At 37.3% G+C, this 18,287-nt stretch carries 20 protein-coding genes; 6 read left to right on the top strand and 14 right to left on the bottom strand.

Annotation, left to right across the window (positions count from 1 at the left end):
• Nucleotides 1–31 precede the first annotated feature (31 nt).
• Nucleotides 32–1,258, bottom strand: coding sequence for an MFS transporter (locus tag A37Q_RS0100330; RefSeq protein ID WP_018298268.1), 1,227 nt, complete (start codon nt 1,256–1,258; stop codon nt 32–34).
• 128 nt (nt 1,259–1,386) lie between these two features.
• Between A37Q_RS0100330 and A37Q_RS0100325 the strand changes: the two genes are divergently transcribed.
• From A37Q_RS0100325 to A37Q_RS0100305, 5 genes are all read left to right on the top strand, one after another.
• Nucleotides 1,387–1,734, top strand: coding sequence for a winged helix-turn-helix transcriptional regulator (locus tag A37Q_RS0100325; protein WP_026196417.1), 348 nt, complete (start codon nt 1,387–1,389; stop codon nt 1,732–1,734).
• A 64-nt stretch (nt 1,735–1,798) separates the two neighbouring features.
• On the top strand, nt 1,799–2,521 hold the full coding sequence (locus tag A37Q_RS0100320; protein WP_018298266.1) for a TVP38/TMEM64 family protein: 723 nt from the start codon (nt 1,799–1,801) through the stop codon (nt 2,519–2,521).
• Nucleotides 2,522–2,528: 7 nt separating this feature from the next.
• Nucleotides 2,529–3,950: a dihydrolipoyl dehydrogenase family protein gene (locus tag A37Q_RS0100315; RefSeq protein WP_026196416.1), complete on the top strand. Its 1,422-nt coding sequence runs from the start codon at nt 2,529–2,531 to the stop codon at nt 3,948–3,950.
• Nucleotides 3,951–3,952: 2 nt separating this feature from the next.
• Nucleotides 3,953–4,579 carry a CDP-alcohol phosphatidyltransferase family protein gene (locus A37Q_RS0100310; protein WP_026196415.1) on the top strand — a complete coding sequence of 209 codons (627 nt, stop codon included), beginning with the start codon at nt 3,953–3,955 and terminating at the stop codon, nt 4,577–4,579.
• Complete coding sequence (locus tag A37Q_RS0100305; RefSeq protein WP_018298263.1) at nt 4,576–5,391, top strand: DUF547 domain-containing protein; 816 nt, start codon at nt 4,576–4,578, stop codon at nt 5,389–5,391. Before A37Q_RS0100310 ends, A37Q_RS0100305 begins: the two co-directional genes overlap by 4 nt.
• A 35-nt stretch (nt 5,392–5,426) precedes the next feature.
• Here A37Q_RS0100305 and A37Q_RS15690 read toward each other — a convergent pair whose 3' ends face one another.
• The 3 genes from A37Q_RS15690 to A37Q_RS0100290 all read right to left on the bottom strand — a co-directional run bounded on the left by A37Q_RS15690 (nt 5,427) and on the right by A37Q_RS0100290 (nt 6,415).
• Nucleotides 5,427–5,828, bottom strand: coding sequence for a helix-turn-helix domain-containing protein (locus tag A37Q_RS15690; protein WP_018298262.1), 402 nt, complete (start codon nt 5,826–5,828; stop codon nt 5,427–5,429).
• Nucleotides 5,815–6,135, bottom strand: a complete 321-nt coding sequence (locus A37Q_RS14225; protein ID WP_018298261.1) for a type II toxin-antitoxin system HigB family toxin — start codon at nt 6,133–6,135, stop codon at nt 5,815–5,817. Before A37Q_RS14225 ends, A37Q_RS15690 begins: the two co-directional genes overlap by 14 nt.
• A gap of 100 nt (nt 6,136–6,235) precedes the next feature.
• Nucleotides 6,236–6,415, bottom strand: coding sequence for a hypothetical protein (locus A37Q_RS0100290; protein ID WP_018298260.1), 180 nt, complete (start codon nt 6,413–6,415; stop codon nt 6,236–6,238).
• Between the two features lie 168 nt (nt 6,416–6,583).
• On the opposite strand from A37Q_RS0100290, the gene mnmE reads away from it, so the two are divergent.
• Complete coding sequence (mnmE, locus tag A37Q_RS0100285; protein WP_026196413.1) at nt 6,584–7,933, top strand: tRNA uridine-5-carboxymethylaminomethyl(34) synthesis GTPase MnmE; 1,350 nt, start codon at nt 6,584–6,586, stop codon at nt 7,931–7,933.
• 7 nt (nt 7,934–7,940) lie between these two features.
• Here the strand turns inward: mnmE and A37Q_RS0100280 are convergent, their stop codons facing one another.
• The 10 genes from A37Q_RS0100280 to A37Q_RS0100235 form a co-directional block, all read right to left on the bottom strand.
• Nucleotides 7,941–8,486 (bottom strand): GNAT family N-acetyltransferase, encoded by a 546-nt coding sequence (locus tag A37Q_RS0100280; RefSeq protein ID WP_018298258.1) that lies wholly within the window; start codon nt 8,484–8,486, stop codon nt 7,941–7,943.
• A 34-nt stretch (nt 8,487–8,520) separates the two neighbouring features.
• The gene (locus tag A37Q_RS16345) at nt 8,521–9,594 is read right to left on the bottom strand and encodes a GrpB family protein (protein WP_018298257.1); all 1,074 of its coding nucleotides are present in this window, start codon (nt 9,592–9,594) and stop codon (nt 8,521–8,523) included.
• Between the two features lie 214 nt (nt 9,595–9,808).
• Nucleotides 9,809–10,279, bottom strand: coding sequence for a ribosomal protein S18-alanine N-acetyltransferase (gene rimI / locus A37Q_RS0100270; protein WP_018298256.1), 471 nt, complete (start codon nt 10,277–10,279; stop codon nt 9,809–9,811).
• Nucleotides 10,245–10,631 carry a hypothetical protein gene (locus A37Q_RS0100265; protein WP_154648588.1) on the bottom strand — a complete coding sequence of 129 codons (387 nt, stop codon included), beginning with the start codon at nt 10,629–10,631 and terminating at the stop codon, nt 10,245–10,247. The genes rimI and A37Q_RS0100265 overlap by 35 nt, the downstream gene beginning before the upstream one ends.
• A 1-nt stretch (nt 10,632) precedes the next feature.
• Nucleotides 10,633–10,953 carry a DUF4404 family protein gene (locus A37Q_RS0100260; RefSeq protein ID WP_018298254.1) on the bottom strand — a complete coding sequence of 107 codons (321 nt, stop codon included), beginning with the start codon at nt 10,951–10,953 and terminating at the stop codon, nt 10,633–10,635.
• Between the two features lie 71 nt (nt 10,954–11,024).
• Nucleotides 11,025–12,557 carry a TadE/TadG family type IV pilus assembly protein gene (locus A37Q_RS0100255; protein ID WP_018298253.1) on the bottom strand — a complete coding sequence of 511 codons (1,533 nt, stop codon included), beginning with the start codon at nt 12,555–12,557 and terminating at the stop codon, nt 11,025–11,027.
• A gap of 163 nt (nt 12,558–12,720) precedes the next feature.
• A complete protein-coding gene (locus tag A37Q_RS0100250) occupies nt 12,721–14,859 on the bottom strand; it encodes a hypothetical protein (RefSeq protein ID WP_018298252.1) in 2,139 nt (712 codons plus the stop codon).
• 210 nt (nt 14,860–15,069) lie between these two features.
• The gene (locus A37Q_RS0100245; RefSeq protein WP_018298251.1) at nt 15,070–15,858 is read right to left on the bottom strand and encodes an AraC family transcriptional regulator; all 789 of its coding nucleotides are present in this window, start codon (nt 15,856–15,858) and stop codon (nt 15,070–15,072) included.
• A 194-nt stretch (nt 15,859–16,052) separates the two neighbouring features.
• On the bottom strand, nt 16,053–16,490 hold the full coding sequence (locus A37Q_RS0100240; protein ID WP_154648587.1) for a hypothetical protein: 438 nt from the start codon (nt 16,488–16,490) through the stop codon (nt 16,053–16,055).
• Between the two features lie 10 nt (nt 16,491–16,500).
• Nucleotides 16,501–18,249 carry a hypothetical protein gene (locus A37Q_RS0100235; protein WP_018298249.1) on the bottom strand — a complete coding sequence of 583 codons (1,749 nt, stop codon included), beginning with the start codon at nt 18,247–18,249 and terminating at the stop codon, nt 16,501–16,503.
• Between the last annotated feature and the right edge of the window lie 38 nt (nt 18,250–18,287).

Raw genomic sequence — 18,287 nt, 5'->3', positions numbered from 1 at the left:
CAAAGACCATTATGTTAGCCTGCACTTAATGCTAAGCGCTCGGGTTTTTTATATTAACTCTCAAAACACTCATTAGAATCAAGCTAATTAGAAAACCAACACTTGCAACAATCATAGGAAGGTTAATATCTATCATCATCAGCCAGCCACCAATAAAGGAAGTAAGCGCTGCTCCCAAAGTAAACAAAGAAACCGTAATACCCATTACCCAACCTTGTTTAGCTTCATCAACACTTTGTGAAAAAAGTGCAAGCATACTTGTATAGGCAATACCAAATGCCAGCATATAAGGTATCGCCAAAATATACGGCGCAATCGCACTGTTAATGGCAAGCAATAAAACGACCATAACAAGCATTACAAATAGGCCTACTTTCACCATTTGTTTATTGTTTAGGTGCTTATGAACTCTTGGGACTAAAAACCCTGAGCTAATTGCCATTGATAAGCCAAGCGCCAGCATCACCATGCTATTTTCCAGTGTTTTAAAGCCATATTTTTGGTATAAAAAAGCTGGAATAAAAACATAAAAAGTATTAAATGCAAACTGCATGATAAAGAAGATTAAGCTTAAATTACGAACTTGCTTTAAACGAAAAACAGGGAGAAATTGAGTGATTAACTCCAACGGTTTAAACTGAAAAGAAGATGCGCGCTCATCTTTGTTTTTAAAATAGCGAATCAAGCAATAGAGATTGACAATTGTTATAATCAATATCACATAAAAAGGCGTTGCTGGGGTAAAGTTTATATTAATCCTGTTATCAGATAACATGCCTCCCAATAAGGGACCTGCCACCAAACCCAAAGAAAAGGCAAACATAATAAGTCCTAAGTTTTTTGTTCTGTCCTTTTCACTACTGATATCGATAATCGCTGCCTGAGCCACAGGCTGACTTGCGGCTGTGAGCCCACCAATAACGCGCCCTAAAATTAAAAGACTCATGCTTTTCAAATAAATTGCTAATATGGTTAATGCATAACCTACAAATATGCCATAAAGGCAGATTAATAATGCCTTTTTTCTCCCCAGATCATCAGATGCTTTTGATATAAAGGTTGCTCCGACAAACCAGCAAAGAAAAAACACCGCTATGACGGCACCATAATAGAGATGACGGTAATATGAGGATAAACCATGCGGCAAGAAATTAACCGTTGGATCCATGATAATACTGTTGAGTATTGGAAATAAAATACCAATACCTGCGGCATCAATAAACACAACTAACAAAAGAGAGAACAATGATTTTTTCATTCTTGGAATATTCCATTATTTCGATCAAGACGCACATTATAGCACATAGAAAAATGATTATAAGTACACACAAAAATGTTGTATACTATACATTTATATACTAAAGTCTCTTAAAACACCATTACAGCATGAAGCATTCAAAAGATATTCAGCCTCACTGCCCAATGGGTGCCACACTAGCAATTTTAAGTGGCAAGTGGAAATTGCTCATATTAACGCATCTCACAACTGGGAAAAAACGATTTTCTGAATTGCAAAAATGTATCCCTGATATTACACAAAGAATGCTTACCATGCAGCTAAGAGAGCTTGAAGCATTAAAGATAATTCATCGCAAAGTCTTTCCTGTTATCCCACCTAAGGTTGAATACACATTAACTGACATTGGCTTTTCTTTGCAACCGGTATTAAACCACCTTGAAAGCTGGGGAGAGCATTATCTTAAAGAAGTTTTAACAGTACCTGATAAAGTATGACCTGCCTTGCATTTAAAATGCAATCTTATATAGTGAAAACTATGGAAGAGAAAGGAATAGATCATTGCGCGCACTTAAAAAATACTGGCTTATTCTTGTTTTAATCATTGGGCTTATTCTATTTTTCTCCCTAGGGGGGCAGCAATATTTATCCTTTCAAATGCTGGCTGATAATTATCAAAACTTGCAAGGGTTTACGCAACAACATTATTTTATAAGCGTTGTCATTTTTATGCTTGCCTATATTCTTATCGTTGCGTTTTCCATCCCAGGGGCAACCTTGATGACACTCCTTGGAGGCTTTTTATTTGGTGTTATATTCGGCGGAATATGGGTGGTGCTCTCTGCAACCATTGGCGCCACAATTACCTACTTGGCTGTTAAAACCGCATTTGCCGAAGCGCTGAAAGAAAAAGCGCACGGCAGCATTCAAAAAATGCGTGATGGTTTTAGGGAAAATGAGTTTAATTATCTTATTTTCCTACGCCTACTCCCCATTTTCCCCTTTTTCATTATTAACATTGCAGCAGGTGTGTTAGGTGTTAGCTTACGAGCTTTTTTTATCGGCACACTGTTAGGCATTATTCCAGGCTCTTTTATCTATGCTTGGGTCGGAAGTGGACTTGGATTTGCCCTATCTCAAGGTGAGTCTATCAATATGAAGATTATTTTTGCCCCTCAAATACTCTTACCTATTATTGGACTTGCTATCTTATCTATTATTCCTATTGTATATAAAAAACTAAAAGCAAAAAATACCAATAAATCCCCCTCAAAGGAGCGCTAATATGGAAATATTAACAGCTGATATTTGTGTGATTGGTGGCGGCTCTGGTGGACTGTCTGTTGCCGCTGGCGCGAGCCAAATGGGCGCAAAAGTTATTTTATGTGAAGGTGGCAAAATGGGCGGTGATTGCTTAAATTACGGCTGTGTTCCTTCTAAAGCATTAATAGAAGCATCGCGCAATATCTATCATTTAAGAAAATCGGCAAAATTTGGCATTCATGCCAATCAGCTTGAGATTAACTTCTCTCAAATACATCAACATATTCAAAAAGTCATTGAAACCATTGAGCCACATGACTCAATTGAACGCTTTGAATCACTGGGCGTTAAGGTTATACCAAACTATGCAAGTTTTATCGATCAAAAGACCATTCAAGCCGGAAGCTATCGGATAAAAGCCAAATATATTGTTATTGCCACAGGCTCTTCAGCGTTTATTCCGCCAATTAAAGGACTCAGTGATGTTCCTTTTCTCACCAATGAGAGTATCTTTGATTTAACTGAAAAACCTGAGCATCTTGCTGTTATTGGTGGCGGCCCTATTGGTTGTGAGATTGCTCAAAGTTATGCGCTTTTAGGCACAAAAGTCACTTTGCTTGAAAGCACAAAGCATATCTTGGCACCTGTTGAAAAAGAATGTAGAGAAGTGGCAATAAGCGCCATGAAAGCCGCGGGAATAGAGATTAAAACCAATCTTACTATCGATGAGATTGCAATAAACTCTGATAATGATCAGGCGCTTAATATCTATTATCAGCAAGATGATAGTGAACAGTTACTAACCGCATCACACCTTCTTGTTGCCACAGGACGAACGGCTAATTTAGATAAACTTCACTTAGAGAATGCCAAAATACAATATCATGCTAAGGGTATTAATATAAATGCAAAGCTGCAAACCAATCAAAAGCGTATTTATGCTATTGGGGATATTGCCTCAGCATTTCAATTCACTCACATGGCAGCTTATCATGCGGGCATTGTTATTCAAAACATCCTCTTTAAACTGCCTGCAAAAGTCAATTACAATAGCTTTCCATGGGCAATATATACCACACCTGAAATTGCCCATGTTGGTATCTCCTTTGATAAAGCAATTCAAATGGGCGCAACAGTACTAAGCTTTCCCTATAAAGAGAATGACCGAGCAGTTGCAAGCCTTGAAACCAGAGGACTCATCAAGGTTGCTGTCAATAAAAAAGGCTATGTTTATTGTGCGTGTATTGTTGGTAAAAATGCAGCTGATTTGATTACACCTTGGACGATGATGATTGCCAACAAACTTAAAATCAAAACGATGGCAAGTTTAATCATCCCTTACCCAACATTAAGCGAAATCAATAAACGCATTGCTGGGAGCTATTTTACGCCAATACTCTATGGCAACAAAACACGCAAACTTGTTCAATTTTTACTGAAATGGTTTTAATGATGCTTGAATCAACCTTACGCCCTTTTTTCCAACGCACTTGCATTAATCCTGTGGCCAATATTGCTGCGAATTTCACCCATCCTAATGCAATTACCCTCTTCTCTTTTATTACAGGACTCATTGCTGCTATTTTTCTCTCTTTAGAGCACAATTTTCTTGCTGTTATATTTCTTTTGCTATCAGGTTATTTGGATATTTTAGATGGCTCAGTTGCAAGGCTTAACAATCAAAGCTCCCAAATGGGCACTATATTTGATATCTTATCTGATCGCATGGTTGAGTCCTTTATTGTTATTGCACTTGTTGTCCGTGAGCCCGAGCTTGCATTTATTGCACTTTTGATGATGATGTCAATGCTCGTTTGTGTCAGTAGTTTTTTGCTTGTTGGCATATTCTCTGAAGCGCAACAGAAGTCCTCTCAGAAAAGCTTTTACTACTCTCCTGGGCTGATGGAGCGCGCTGAGGCTTTTATTTTCTTCATTTTAATGATTTTATTTCCCCTACTGAGTTTCACATTGGGCGTCATTTTTACGGTACTTGTCCTTTGGACCACCCTTTATCGCGTTTATGAATTCTCTGGTTATGTAAAAGAAATGGAAATCACCAATAAGGATGTTCAATCATGAAAAAGCTCTCTCAAATTACCGGCTTATTTTTCATTTTATGTGCATTAGCACTTTCAGCCCCTAGCAAAGATTATTGGGGAAAATGGGCAGTGTTTAACCCAACCTCAAGTAGACAAATTGATTTTTCTCCATGGCAACAATTTCTTGATAAATATCTGATCATTAAAAACGGACAAAGCTATGTGAACTATCATAAGGTTACACAAAAAGATAAAGCGCTTTTAAAGCAATTTTCCAACACACTTTCGCAGCTCACGATAGAGGATTATAATCGTAATGAGCAGATGGCTTATTGGATTAACCTTTATAACCTTTTAACTGTAGAGGAGATCCTCACTCATCCTACAGTTAAAAGTATTACCGACATTGATACCAACTGGCTTGGACAGTCTAAAGTTTGGGATAAGACGGTTATTATTATTGATAACACCAAAATCACCTTAAATGATATTGAACACCGAATTTTGCGCCCTATCTGGAATGACCCCCGTATTCATGCGGCTGTCAACTGCGCCTCTATCAGCTGCCCGAATCTTGCTGCATTTGCCTTTGAGGGAGATAAAATAAACCATCAACTCAATGAAGTCTTTAGCACATTTGTTAATAGCGCAAAAGGTGTTAAGCTCAAAGGCAATAGTATTTATCTATCCAAGATATTTGACTGGTATGGCAGTGATTTTGGCAATGAACAGCAAATGCGCCAGTTTATCGCTTTTTTTGTCAAAAGCGCTACCTTAAAAGCAAAACTACTTAATGCCAATAATTCGCTCTCTTATCAAAGCTATAACTGGAATTTAAATCAATTAAATTAGCTATATACCACCCGCAAAGCATTTTCAAAGTAACACTAAAACCAAGTTTCAATCGATACGTTAAAACGTGCAGAAAGTGCTTTTATATGATCTGTTGTTAAGCTCCGCTCCCCTTTTAAAATCTTTGAGACAAGTGACTGCGATCCTATCTCCGGCAAATCCTTCTGCGCCAAATTATGCACTTTGATAAGATACCCTAAAACCTCTTTAGCATCGGCGTCATCTGCTATATCTAGTTTGCGTCTTTCGTAATTTGCAATTTGTTTTGCTAACGCTTTGGCAAAAGAGATTATTTCTTCAGTTTTAGCTTCTTTGTTCAGCTTCATCAGCTCTTGTAATAGCTTTTTTGACATCTCGTATTGTTTTTTAGTTTTATATGCTTCGATATACGGCATCAACAAAGACCATGACTTATTAATCTCATTAATTGCGATCATACTTTTTTGCCTCACGTTTTAATACTGACTGTTTTTTATTATATTCTTCATGTGTCCAGATATAGCGAATATCAATGACTGAGAATATATAATCAATGACAGTAACCATCCTATAATTATTCCCTGCTACATCAAAAATCGTAAATACATGATATACATAATCTGCGCTTTTAAACGTTTCTGTCAACTCAGAAAAGTGACTAAACGTATTAGTTTCTAGAATTTTAAGTAGCGAAGCAAAACTCTTTTTTGCCCTTGCATGCTTCTTACAAAATTTTTCTATTACGCCCTTGTTAATGACAATCATAGATACCAATACCAAAGTAGCTTAATACCCACAACAAATCTCTTACAAACTCTTTCACTGCTGAGATTCGCAGCTGTTATTAGAATAGATAGTCATTTATTCAACCTACTTCATTACAAAATATACTGAATAAATAACTATCCACACTATGAGAAAGTGACTTAAGAAGCCGCCTTTTATCATTTGCTCGCTTTGCTTTATTTGTTTTTTGATGAACGCCTGCATTATAATTTAGCTTCATCAAATTTTTTGCAACTGGATTATGTCTTGGCTTTTTCATCCGAATTACCTATTTGTTATATTTGATATTAAAATTATGACATAATGTCATTAAAAGTCAACAAATAGCCAGTTATTGCATCCACTTGCACGCACTTTTTCTGTAGTTATAAACAGTACACTCAGGTACAATACAACATATTAAAAGACATAAAATCCATCCATTATGCTGAACGCAAAAGATACCATATCCGCTATTGCCACAGCTCCCGGCCGTGCAGGTGTCGGGATTATTCGCATCTCTGGAGACAATGCTTATCAGATTGCGAACAAAATTACCGAATATACACTCAAGCCACGTCATGCACACTATCTTCCGTTTATTTCAGAGTCAGGAGAAATTATCGACCAAGGCATTGCCATTTATTTTAAAGCGCCACACTCATATACAGGTGAGGATGTTGTAGAGCTTCAAGCTCATGGTGGACCTGTGATTCTCAATATGCTTTTAGCTTTGAGCGTACAATATGGTGCACGAATTGCCAAACCTGGCGAGTTTACTGAACGCGCTTATTTAAATGATAAAATAGACCTTGCTCAAGCAGAGGCCATCTCTGATATTATTAATGCCTCCTCTGAGCAGGCCGCCAAATCAGCCTCGCGCTCTTTACAAGGTGAGTTTTCCAAACACATTAACACCCTGATTGAAAAGCTAATTCATTTACGCGTGCATGTTGAAGCAGCGATTGACTTCCCAGAAGAAGAAATTGATTTTCTGGAAGATCAAGCCATTCAAAATCAACTGACTAGAGTAAACACGCAACTTGATGAAGTTCTTAGTGCCTCAAAACAAGGTGCGCTGTTACAAGAAGGTATTGAAATTGTGATCGCAGGTAAACCCAATGCAGGAAAATCAAGCCTCCTAAATGCACTAGCTGGCAAAGATAGTGCCATTGTCACCAACATTGAAGGCACCACACGCGATGTCCTGCGTGAATATATTGATATCAATGGATTACCGGTACATATTATCGATACAGCAGGACTGAGACAAAGTGATGATGTCGTTGAGACTGAAGGGGTAAAACGCGCGATAAAGGCCATTGAAAATGCCGATCATATTTTGCTGGTCGCTGATGTCAACACACTACAAAATAATGATATCACTAGCCTTTTGCCTGAGTTTTTTGATGACATTCCAAAGCATATTCCTATTAGCTATATCCACAATAAGATTGATTTATTAGACAAAGTGGCACAGCAAAATACAGAGAATCAGCTGTATATCTCTGCCAAGCATAATTTTGGTATCGACAAGTTAAAAGAGCATATACTCAACACCGTTGGCTTTAAGCAAACAACAGAAGGTGCTTTTACTGCAAGAAAGCGCCACTTAGATGCACTTCATCTTGCGTCCTCTCACCTTGAACTTGCGCAAGCGCACCTTGATCATAAAATAGGTGAGCTCCTAGCAGAAGAGCTCAATCTTGCCCAAAAAGCACTTAGCGCTATTACTGGTGAATTTAGCTCTGATGATCTTTTAGGCGAGATTTTTGGCAGTTTTTGCATTGGGAAGTAATGCTATGTTAGAGCTGCTTTCGATATAGTACATGCTCTGATAGAAAAGAACGCTTATCAACATTAGGATGATTGAATCCACCACTAAGATCCTGCTCCATACCAATTTTTTCCATCACGCGTATCGATTTCTTATTGACCTTTGCTGTAAATGACACAATCTCCTGCCCCTTCATATGCAACATCTCTTTAGCATGCTCAAATACTGCACTTGCTGCCTCAGGAGCATATCCATTGCCCCAGTGTTTTGAAGCTATTCTCCAGCCAATTTCAATCGAAGGAGTGAAATGCGCCTTAAAATAATCCACTTTTAACAAACCAGTAAAACCAATTAACTCCTTTCTCTCCTTTAAAATAACCGGATAGAAGGTGTAGCCAAATTGCAAATAATATTGATGAAATCGCGCTATCATGGCTGCTGTCTCATCTTTTGTAAGCGCTTTTGGATAATACTCCATCACTTGTAGATCTGCATTAATTTTACTCATTTGATCAATATCATGCGCTTCCCAAGTTTTGAGTATCAGTCTTTTTGTTTCAATGATTTGATCCATATACATCCCTCTTGCTATTGATAAATAAAGCCTTCTACCTATTCACCGGCTTATCATAGCCATTAGCGGCTAAAACCGCTTTGATAAACTCACCTTTCTTTTCAGTGTACTGTTCTCGATCGTGCTTATATCGCTTAGCCAACTGGTGCTTTAGCTTTTGATAGGCTTTCATTTGCAGCTTATCTTTACGTAAAATATCTCTAAAGGCAACTCGATGTTCCCAAGTAGCGTTATCTTTTGTCACAATGTGTAAGTGATGCGTCCTGCCAGAGCCAAATGGTGGCATCCCTTTAAATAGTCTTAGATGTGACTTATCTGGATTATCTTCCCAAAATACATAGCCTAAATGTGCCAAAGCTTTCACCCACTTGCTACCTTCATTAAGATTATAAAGCACAATAAAAATATCAATTACCGGCTTACTGGCTAAATCTGGCACTGCGGTGCTACCAATGTGCAGAATACGATAATAATCTAAACTCTGACAGTAACTTTTTATTATCTCTATTTCAGCATTAGCTAACTGACGCCATTTCAGATCATACGCTTGAATACTAATAGTGTCACTTGCTTGCAGTTGCCTCTTTTTCGCATTCCCCGTTTGATAATCAATGTACTCAATAAAGGCATTTTTTCCTTTTATATAGCCTTCAATATCATTTGGGAAAATCTTGGCCAGTTTAAGTTTTATCAGTGAGTAGCCTCTGGCATATTCTTGGTGTTGGTTCAAAAAATCTCTAAATGCTAAATGGCGCTTAATCTCACTGTTTCCTTCCTGAAAAATATGCAGATGATGGGTTCTTTTTTCTTTTGATTTAATATAAAAACGTCTCCCTGTGATACCAAACTCCCCCATAGGGGTATACGCATGTTTAATAAACGCTTCATCCATTTTATCCAAGAGAGCAATTGTTTTAACAACACATAAAATATCAATAATTGGCTTGGCATATATGTTATTAATTGCTGTACTGCCAATGTGATAACAATCCATTAAGTTATCTGCTAATATCTTTTTTAATCTAATTTCTTCTTGATCAAATAGAGTCTTCCAATTTCCATCATGTGGCAAAAGCTCAACTTTTCTCGCAGCCTTGATTGCATCCATTATTATTTTATCTACAGGGAAGTCATCACAAAATTATAACAGCAAAGGCACCAATATCGAAATACCGGTGCCTTGCTTCCCCCACGATTGTCTTACTTCACTCAAACATCTCCAGAGATCTCTCTTGGTAGAGCTGTTTGGATAATTCATATTATTACCGAAAGATAAGATTCAAATATTAACTTTTGTGAAAATAATGTAAAAGAGTGTAAAGTTAGCTTTCTTTTCGTTGAAGCTCTGCCTGCAACACTAAAGCATCTTCATAACTATCACCGACGCGGTAGTAATTTTTGCGCACTGAAATTTGTTGAAATCCATATTTCTGGTAAATTGATACTGCAGGGGTGTTGGTGATTCTTACTTCCAAGAATAACTTTTCAATACCTTTATAAGATAGATGATTTAATAAATACGCCAAAAGCTTTTGACCAAACCCTTGGTGCTGCTGAGACTTTCTCACTGCAAAGTTAATAATTTCAGCCTCATCAAACAACACTGAAATAACCATAAAAGCAACCAATTTCTGATTTTGATCAAACAATCCCCAGCCTTCAGTATGTGCCGATAAAATGCTGTCTTTCATTTGTGATGCTGACCATGGATACTCAAAGACCTCCCGCTCTATCTCCATAATTTTAGATAAATTATGTTCACTTAATGGCAAAATCTGATACGGCATAGACATCCATCATCACCTGTTTTTTAATCTTAGCTTTGTTAAGTTCTGACACGGGTATTGCATAACTTTTGTCATGGTTTATTTCATAAGATAATCGATTATCATAAAGGACTATATCCGAAGATGCTACGTTTATTTGTGCAAGTGTACTGATTTGTGAATATATTTTTTTCTCGCTGGCAAAAAAAAGGGCATTTAGCATCGGATTGATACAATTTTGATCCTCATTCTTTGCTAAAATAACGTGAATAAGCCGCTTTTTGTCATTATCATCTAGTGGATATTTGTCTTTAAGCGCTGTAGATAATTGCCAAACATCAATGCCAAGCGCCTCTAATATATTTGTACTTTGTGACAATTTATACACCAATGCTCATAAGAAAATTACAAATTGAACGTACTGTATGAGTCAGCCTTGGATGAGTCACTTCATATTCAACAACCGCTTGTTGCAAATCATTAAACTCGGTATCTTGCGGATCTTGCAAACGACTTAACTCAATTTTACTTTTTGTCAGCTTGGCAATCTCGAGTGCCTGCACTTTTTGATCTTCAGGCAACTTCTCTAATTCTTGTTGTAATTGATCTAAAAGCCCTAAGAGTTTTTCTGTTTGAGAATAACTTAACTTGTCTGATGCTTGTAAAACATCTTTGATTTCTTTGATAACATTCTTTGGCATAATGCTCACTTCAAATCGCTTGTTATACCGTTGATTTTAGAGAGTTAAGCGATAAATAACAACCATAAAGCTTAATTTGGCAGGTCAATTTCGCTTGTATCCCAACGATAGATCAATCGCGGTGTGCTATTGGCTGTTCTCACGCCACCCGTTATTATTGGCTTGTTATTGTTTCCACCTCCAGTTAACCCGGTCCCAGACTCACTTTGTAGCACTTTTTGAATACTTTGATACATGCTTTTCACAAAGCTTTCAATATCTTCTGGATTGAGTGTTTCATTATAAAAACGTCTATCACTGCTAAAGCAGTTTTTCATGAAATCCTTATTTGGAAAATCATTGGCACCATTTTGTCCTGGAATCAAAAATAGCATTGAAGTGAACTCTCTACCATCTTGTCGAAACTGATCGCTAATTGTATTACAAAACCATGCTTTATCTAACGTATTAATTTGATAGTCATGATCTTCTGGCCTTCTGATGGTTGGGTAGCCATCTGTCATGATAATGGATAGATTATTCACCGTTTTGTGGTTAGTGTCTTTTGTATAATACAGCTTTTGAATTGAGTATAAATAAGGCGCTGACATACCTGTGTCACCACCATGATAGGTAATATTATCAAGTGAGGATAGAAACTGCTGATATTCGCCATCATCTAAAATATTACGCACCTTACTTGCTTTTGGCATAGGCGAAAGCCATGACAAAATTCCCATTGAAGTAAAAATACCATCTTCTAAATAGTGCTCTTTATCAATGACTTTTTGTATATTCTTAATTAAGGTTCTATAAGCTGTGCCCTCACTGTCTTTAAACCGTGTATTAAAACTTAACACATGAAAATTAATTCGTGCATTTCGATCAATTGTATTTCTAAGCCTATTTGCAAGTGTTTTAATCATGTCAATTTCATAGGGAAAACTTTTTCTCACCGAACTACTTGAATCCAAAACAAATGAAACTGAGATACTACTTAATGCTGGATGTGGTTTTTGAATACAATTAGGTGGCACACCTATAAACCCCACATCACACACACAGCTTTCACTTGCTGAAATATAGCTTCCACCTGTTTTCGCCAAAGCGGTACCAACCACTGTCTCTATTGCTTTAAATCCAATATTGCCAAACAAATTCCCAGCAAACGAAGCTATTTTAAAATCTGTAGCTGAAGCACGATAGTGATGAACACTGCCTTGATAATAGCCTTCTGTTAATGTACAGCTGTAGTTTTTATCTGGATATTTTATAATGGCGCTATTGGGTGGAGTCGTATGATTTTTTTCCACATGCGTTGTTTTAAATGTATGGGTATTATCATCTTCATCTACGCCAATATTACTTAAGTGAGGAAAGTAAAACTGATAGACAGATTGCGTAATGGCATGATTTTTATCATCATCAGCTTTATGATTTTCCTTCGCCATGGCAAATGCAGCAGCTTCACTGGCATCAGACAGGCGAGATTTGCTATTTAAAAGAGATAGCATCCCCATAGCAAGCCCCATAAATAACAAAATAACCGGCAGCATCAATGCCGTCATAATTGTGTATGCACCGGATTGATCTTTGAATATAGATTTTAGTTTATGAAAGTTCATTATCCCTCTTTTATTCTTTTTCCATTTAGATGACCACCATGATTCATTTATCTCAAACATTTCTATCATGGTGATCAATCTGAAGACTTTGCATAATCACAACGCCTGTATAAAGATGCAAAGTCTATTATGAGTATATAGATGCAGATTTAACGCTATAGCACTACAGTTCAACAGTACAAACTGGCGCACCGCTATCGGTTGAACAATTCACTAGATTAGACTGTAATGTTTGCCCATATTTTTTATATAGAGGCCCACTATTGGCATATAAGCATACTAAGTCTTTTCCACTAGCTCCAATTTCACTCCAGTCATGGAAAAAACATCCGGAGCCTTCTGTAAAGAGAGACTGTCCATTATACACTGGGGTACAACTGACATTCTGATAGACACCCATAATTCCAATACCGGGACTGAAGGTACAACTATAGGTAACCGGTGTTACACCACAATATCTATTCCCACGGATATTATCTCGTGTTTTATCAATCAGTTCTTGAGCAAGCTGCTTGTAGCTTTCCAACTGTCGCTTCATTTCCTGCAACTCACTCACCCAATATTGCTGATTATCACTTCGAAAACGGGACATTCTATTTCTGACATCTTGCTGTTTATCTGCAAGAGAGTAGCTTGCAAAGTAATCAGTAGACCAGAATTTCTTATCATTATCCATTGCATCATACAACTTCCACGTATCACCAAACAGCCAGAAAGTTTGAGCACCTCTTATACTCGCACCCCAGTCAACATAAGAAACGGTAAAATCGCCTCCACCATCTGTACTATTCACATAAATTGTGCCATTGGCTGTTCTATGCCCAATATATGCATTAACTCGGTTGATAACGGACGCTAAACCACTTGTTGTATCATCAATATAGCTATCAAGAGAGTCAACGGCACTCTTATAATCACAGCTATATGTTTCAAGATTTGTACTGTCATGTTGTGCTTTATAATATTTAGAAACGTAGGCCAAATTTAATATCTTCATTTTGTATAAAAAGAGCTTCTGCGCAACGAGTGCAATTTGTGCTTTTAAAATAGATTTTAAATATCTGCCTTCACTCCATGGTGTACTCCATAGTTTAATAATTTGAGAATTTGCATTCTCTAAAGTCCCTGATACTGTCAAATCTAACTGATTACTCAGAAAATCCAGATAGCCATTATCATTAACTAGAAAATGAACTTTTTGCATATCAGTGCTTGCTCGTTCTAGGGCATCAAGCTTTGTTCTATTACCATTTATGCTTGCCTGTACATTCGCTTTTTGTGTTGCTAAATCTCGCTCATTGAGAATTTCATTAATTTTATTAGTCAAGTTTGTCACGATACTATTAAACGGCGATACACTTTGCCCTGTTAGTATCCTAAAAAGTGAATAGCCACCATTAAACATTTCAGTGATTGTGCCGCCGCCTGGTAGAAGCTGAATTATATTAGTCATATCAGTAAAATAAGGCGCTGATGATTTTTGCATAAGCAAGTTAGCTTTCGATGTATTTTTTTGATATACATTTACATTTATATCATATAGCTGCCCTTTTGGTGTGCTATGACTTTCCTTATGAAGCGTATAATAGTGTGTTTTGGCAAAGTTCTTAGCCCATTTATACTCGCGATCATGTTTACTGCCACCTGTTATAAAAATATCAAGCTCTTTACTATTAACATCACAGCTTAACTTGATCAAATTTACATTTTCATCATATTCAACTGACAAGTTTGTCACATGCTTTGGTAGAAGCTCCGCAAATGAGAGCTCTTTATCATTTAGCTTTATCTGGCAATTTTTAAAGTTTTCAGCGGTATTGTTATGTACTTTAATTGCATAGCGGTTTTGTCTTTGTACATTTGTCTTAAACCCTAGACGAATGACACCCTCTTTATTACTAAGCGCCAGCCAATTATTACTGTCGATAAATTTGGAAATATCAAGCGCTTTTTGATTTGCTTGCAGGTTCTTTTTCCAGTTATCATGACCTTGATAGTCAGAAGAAGCATACCAATTTGCCTTATGCTGTTCTATCTGATAAATATACAGCTTATCTGAAGCCTTATTCTCAGAGACAGTACAAAGATAGTTATTTACTGCATGCTCACCTGCTGTGAGAATATAATTGCCAAGTGTATCTCTCTTAACCTCTTTGCCGGTAGTACTCGTGATGCTTGAGCATAACTGATTAAGCGAGTTTTGCACCTTTATTTCAGTCGCATTGTCTACAGCATCACTTGCCATTAGTGGCAGTGAAATGGATGCTAATGATGCTGATACCAATAATGAAAGAACTTTCATATTATTTCCCTTTTACTCTTATTTGTTGAACAAAAAATAACAAACAAGAATACTCGTAAAATAGAATAAGAGGATTGCTGCATAAAGCCCCCTTGAAACAACTCCATGTCTACTCTTCCGGCATTCTCAACTTCTCAATATCAATGAAAAATGTGTAATAAATGTGTAGAAACACTTAATGCGTGTTAACCCCTCTGAGAAAAATACGAATTACTTCCCTGACTCCAGTTTCATATGCGCCAAAAATTTTGCGGGAGTCTCTCCAGTTAATCGTTTAAACATTCTTATAAACGCAGAGTCGCTATTATAATTTAGTGAGTAAGCTGCGGTGGTAACTGATTTATTTTGTTGTAGCATCCCAATCGCTCTTATCAACTTTAGCTGCTGATACCACTTCCCATAGCCATAGCCGAATTCTGTTTTGAATATGCGTGTTAACGTTCGACTACTAACCGCTAAATACTTTGCCGCTTCTTCCAAAGAGAAGTTTCTATCTTCAAAGCTTAGAATATACTCGGTTAGCTTTTGAATTTTGGGGTGCAAACAATACGGCAAATGATACTTTAAAGTAACACTTCCATTTACCTCTTGAATCATTAACAAAAAGAAGCTTTCATGCACCTTGTCAAATAGCTCACCTTTATGTGCAATCAGCCGTTTTATCAATACTTCAAGTAAGTTTGATGCATTCATAAGTTTGATTTTTTTAGGCAACTTCCAAGTGAAATTTGACAGCATCTGTACAAAATAGTACTGACAATGGTGTACTGAGGAAAGCTGATAACATATATTATCAGGTAGCCATATCGCCATCCCCTGACAAAGCACTGACAGCTTACCCTCAACGGTAATAATCATCTGCCCTGTATCGACATACAGAAGGTGCCCTGATGTATTTGTCTTTCTTTGTGTATCTGTCACATTTGAAGATAATAATAAATAATCAACCTCAATGTATCTTGCTAAAGCTATATCCTCTAGCTCACTGACACTTGTCATATCTCTCCCAATTTTTGATTGCTTGCATTAAGTGCATAATCAAAGTAACTGCTGCAAAGTTAGTACGTTTGGAAAGGAGTTTGCAACAGTCACACCTATAGCCTAATGGATATCGTTACACAGCAAAATGCCTATTTTAGACAAAATAATTACCATTTGAGACACATGCTCTTGTAAACAGTAATACACTTTATTTAACCACATACAGTAATGCGAACCTTTGGTGTGCCAGAAGGTCGACTCCACCATTCACTGCTATCATCTAAATCTGCCTCCCACCAGTCATATACTGCCATTTTTAGCCAACCTTGAATCGGCGCAACAGAGATATGGTTAGTATAGAGCGTTGGACTTAAAAGAAATCTTACCTCGCCAATGGTATAAATAATGCCATCACCTGACTCTTTTACTTTGATTGTTTCCTCAAGTGTCCGTGAGATAGACCCAGTAGTAAAATAGCCAAGCTTCTTCTCTTGCTGTACATCCAGAGCCATTTTTATGTCGTTTGAACAGGTTGTAACAATCACACTCTTTGGACATAGGTTTTTGACATAAATTTCCACGCCCGCTGATGCCAAAAGTGTCATCGGCATCGCTAAAAACATGCATAATTGAATCGATCGCTTTATCATTTCTCTATCCTTAATTAATGAGTCTTTGCAAGGTCTTATAATCTTGATTTTCAGGAATGTAGCTGTAATTAAATGAGATAATTCCACCAAAACCCTTATCATTTTGTGGATCCCAAAAAAACATGCTGGATGGCACTCTAGGCAAGCCACTGATCCCTATACTTGGCGCCTCTAATTGGAGCTGATCTTTTGCCGCATAGGTCAAATAATAGGTTTTACCGCTGAAATTAAAGCTATCAACGTTCTGAGCATAAATTGCTTTGTCGTTATATAACTTACCGACCTCAGTATTGTTTGCATTAATCCCCTGATAGTAATAGTTTTGATTTTCTCCAAAGTCCCCAGATAATAAAAGTGTATTATTTACAAGCGATATAATCCAAGATTTGTTATTACTCAAGCTTGCGCTCCATGGATACATCAAAAAACTCTGGAAGTTGTTTTTCAAAAGCCCATTGGAACTGAGCGCGCTTAATGCACTTAAGTTTTCTTTGTTATATGAACGCAAAGATACCGCGTCAGAGCAACTATATAACCCTTGTGATCCCATACACTTTCTAAGTGCATTTTCTATTTTTTGTAAGTTCTGACGCGCTGTTTCAGTAATCGCTTGCGCATAAGGGTACAAACTGCTTCGTACAGGTAATAAGCTTCTTAAACTATCTGCTGCTGTATAGATCTCAGCTTGGTGCTGATAGCGTGTAAAAAGTGCCTCTGAATTCTCTCCAAAGTCAGCTGGAGCATTTGCTCCCTCCACAATATCATCACTTGAAATGGTATAAGGAGATCCGATATTAACTGCGCCAGCGGCCTTCAGTTGACTGTAAGTTTTGGCTTCACCAATTTTCTTCAATTGATATAAATAGCCCGTGCTATCACTATCACTGCCAATGTAATCCATCACCACAGTTGCAATTTTAACACAAGGTTCAATATTCTTAGCACTACAGTTTAAAACGCCATCTTTCATGTTTTCTTTTGCCAGAATTGAATTTAGCATCACAGGATTAGCACCAATTTGGCGAATATTAAGTACAATGCTTGCCCGTAAACCTGAGTTGGTCACCGCATTTTTTACCGATACCAACGCATCCACTAAAGATGAATAGGTGACTTTTAGCTCACTTTGAATTTCTCTTTTTTCCATCTCTGAGGCAGTTTGAATGCTTAAACTTGCATATAGATATGACCCTAATGACTGCGCCGTTACAATGCTTGTTCCACAGCGTTTGGCAAAGAGTAAAGGCTCAGCCTGATACAACGCGCCTTTATCATTTAGCCTCACATTCGTGTTCAACCTGACTTTGGTGATATTTTTGGATAAAAAAGAAAAGTTCAGGGTGTTTGAGTTATTTTCCGTTTGACTTAAATAGTTTGCTTGTATGCTACCAGAGAGAAGACCATAGTTGGCCTTTAAAGATGAGTTTAGATTTAACTCAGATGCGAGCTCTTTCGTATCTTTAATAAATTTAAAACGAAGTTGACTTTCTGTGCTACCTAAAGAGACCTCATTGTCTTTCGGCCTGTTAATGCAAATGATTGGCGCCATTGAATTATCCGCTGGCATCACACCCGAGCCAAGCTCCGCAAAATCAAGCACCGAATAGGCACTACTGCCTATTGCGTCCATGGCCATAAAGCTTACGGGGCTCAGCTGACTTTTAAGCCGCTCGTATTGTGGGATAATCTCAGCTTCAGCAAGTGATACGCTATTAACAATCACTAGGAAAACAGCGATGCACCGTATTTTATATTTCACAATCTCTCTCCTTTTTCTCTTCTTCAAAATAGATTTTT

It is taken from the genome of Fangia hongkongensis FSC776 = DSM 21703 (genome assembly GCF_000379445.1).
Taxonomy (GTDB): domain Bacteria; phylum Pseudomonadota; class Gammaproteobacteria; order Francisellales; family Francisellaceae; genus Fangia; species Fangia hongkongensis.
This window is presented reverse-complemented; position numbering and strand designations above follow the sequence as displayed.

Bases quoted from the DNA above. Each gene is read 5' to 3' on its own strand.
- A37Q_RS0100330 (WP_018298268.1), bottom strand. From the start codon at position 1,258: ATGAAAAAATCATTGTTCTCTCTTTTGTTAGTTGTGTTTATTGATGCC.
- A37Q_RS0100325 (WP_026196417.1), top strand. From the start codon at position 1,387: ATGAAGCATTCAAAAGATATTCAGCCTCACTGCCCAATGGGTGCCACA.
- A37Q_RS0100310 (WP_026196415.1), top strand. From the start codon at position 3,953: ATGCTTGAATCAACCTTACGCCCTTTTTTCCAACGCACTTGCATTAAT.
- A37Q_RS0100305 (WP_018298263.1), top strand. From the start codon at position 4,576: ATGAAAAAGCTCTCTCAAATTACCGGCTTATTTTTCATTTTATGTGCA.
- A37Q_RS15690 (WP_018298262.1), bottom strand. From the start codon at position 5,828: ATGATCGCAATTAATGAGATTAATAAGTCATGGTCTTTGTTGATGCCG.
- A37Q_RS14225 (WP_018298261.1), bottom strand. From the start codon at position 6,135: ATGATTGTCATTAACAAGGGCGTAATAGAAAAATTTTGTAAGAAGCAT.
- A37Q_RS0100290 (WP_018298260.1), bottom strand. From the start codon at position 6,415: ATGAAAAAGCCAAGACATAATCCAGTTGCAAAAAATTTGATGAAGCTA.
- A37Q_RS0100280 (WP_018298258.1), bottom strand. From the start codon at position 8,486: ATGGATCAAATCATTGAAACAAAAAGACTGATACTCAAAACTTGGGAA.
- A37Q_RS16345 (WP_018298257.1), bottom strand. From the start codon at position 9,594: ATGGATGCAATCAAGGCTGCGAGAAAAGTTGAGCTTTTGCCACATGAT.
- rimI (WP_018298256.1), bottom strand. From the start codon at position 10,279: ATGTCTATGCCGTATCAGATTTTGCCATTAAGTGAACATAATTTATCT.
- A37Q_RS0100260 (WP_018298254.1), bottom strand. From the start codon at position 10,953: ATGCCAAAGAATGTTATCAAAGAAATCAAAGATGTTTTACAAGCATCA.
- A37Q_RS0100255 (WP_018298253.1), bottom strand. From the start codon at position 12,557: ATGAACTTTCATAAACTAAAATCTATATTCAAAGATCAATCCGGTGCA.
- A37Q_RS0100250 (WP_018298252.1), bottom strand. From the start codon at position 14,859: ATGAAAGTTCTTTCATTATTGGTATCAGCATCATTAGCATCCATTTCA.
- A37Q_RS0100245 (WP_018298251.1), bottom strand. From the start codon at position 15,858: ATGACAAGTGTCAGTGAGCTAGAGGATATAGCTTTAGCAAGATACATT.
- A37Q_RS0100240 (WP_154648587.1), bottom strand. From the start codon at position 16,490: ATGATAAAGCGATCGATTCAATTATGCATGTTTTTAGCGATGCCGATG.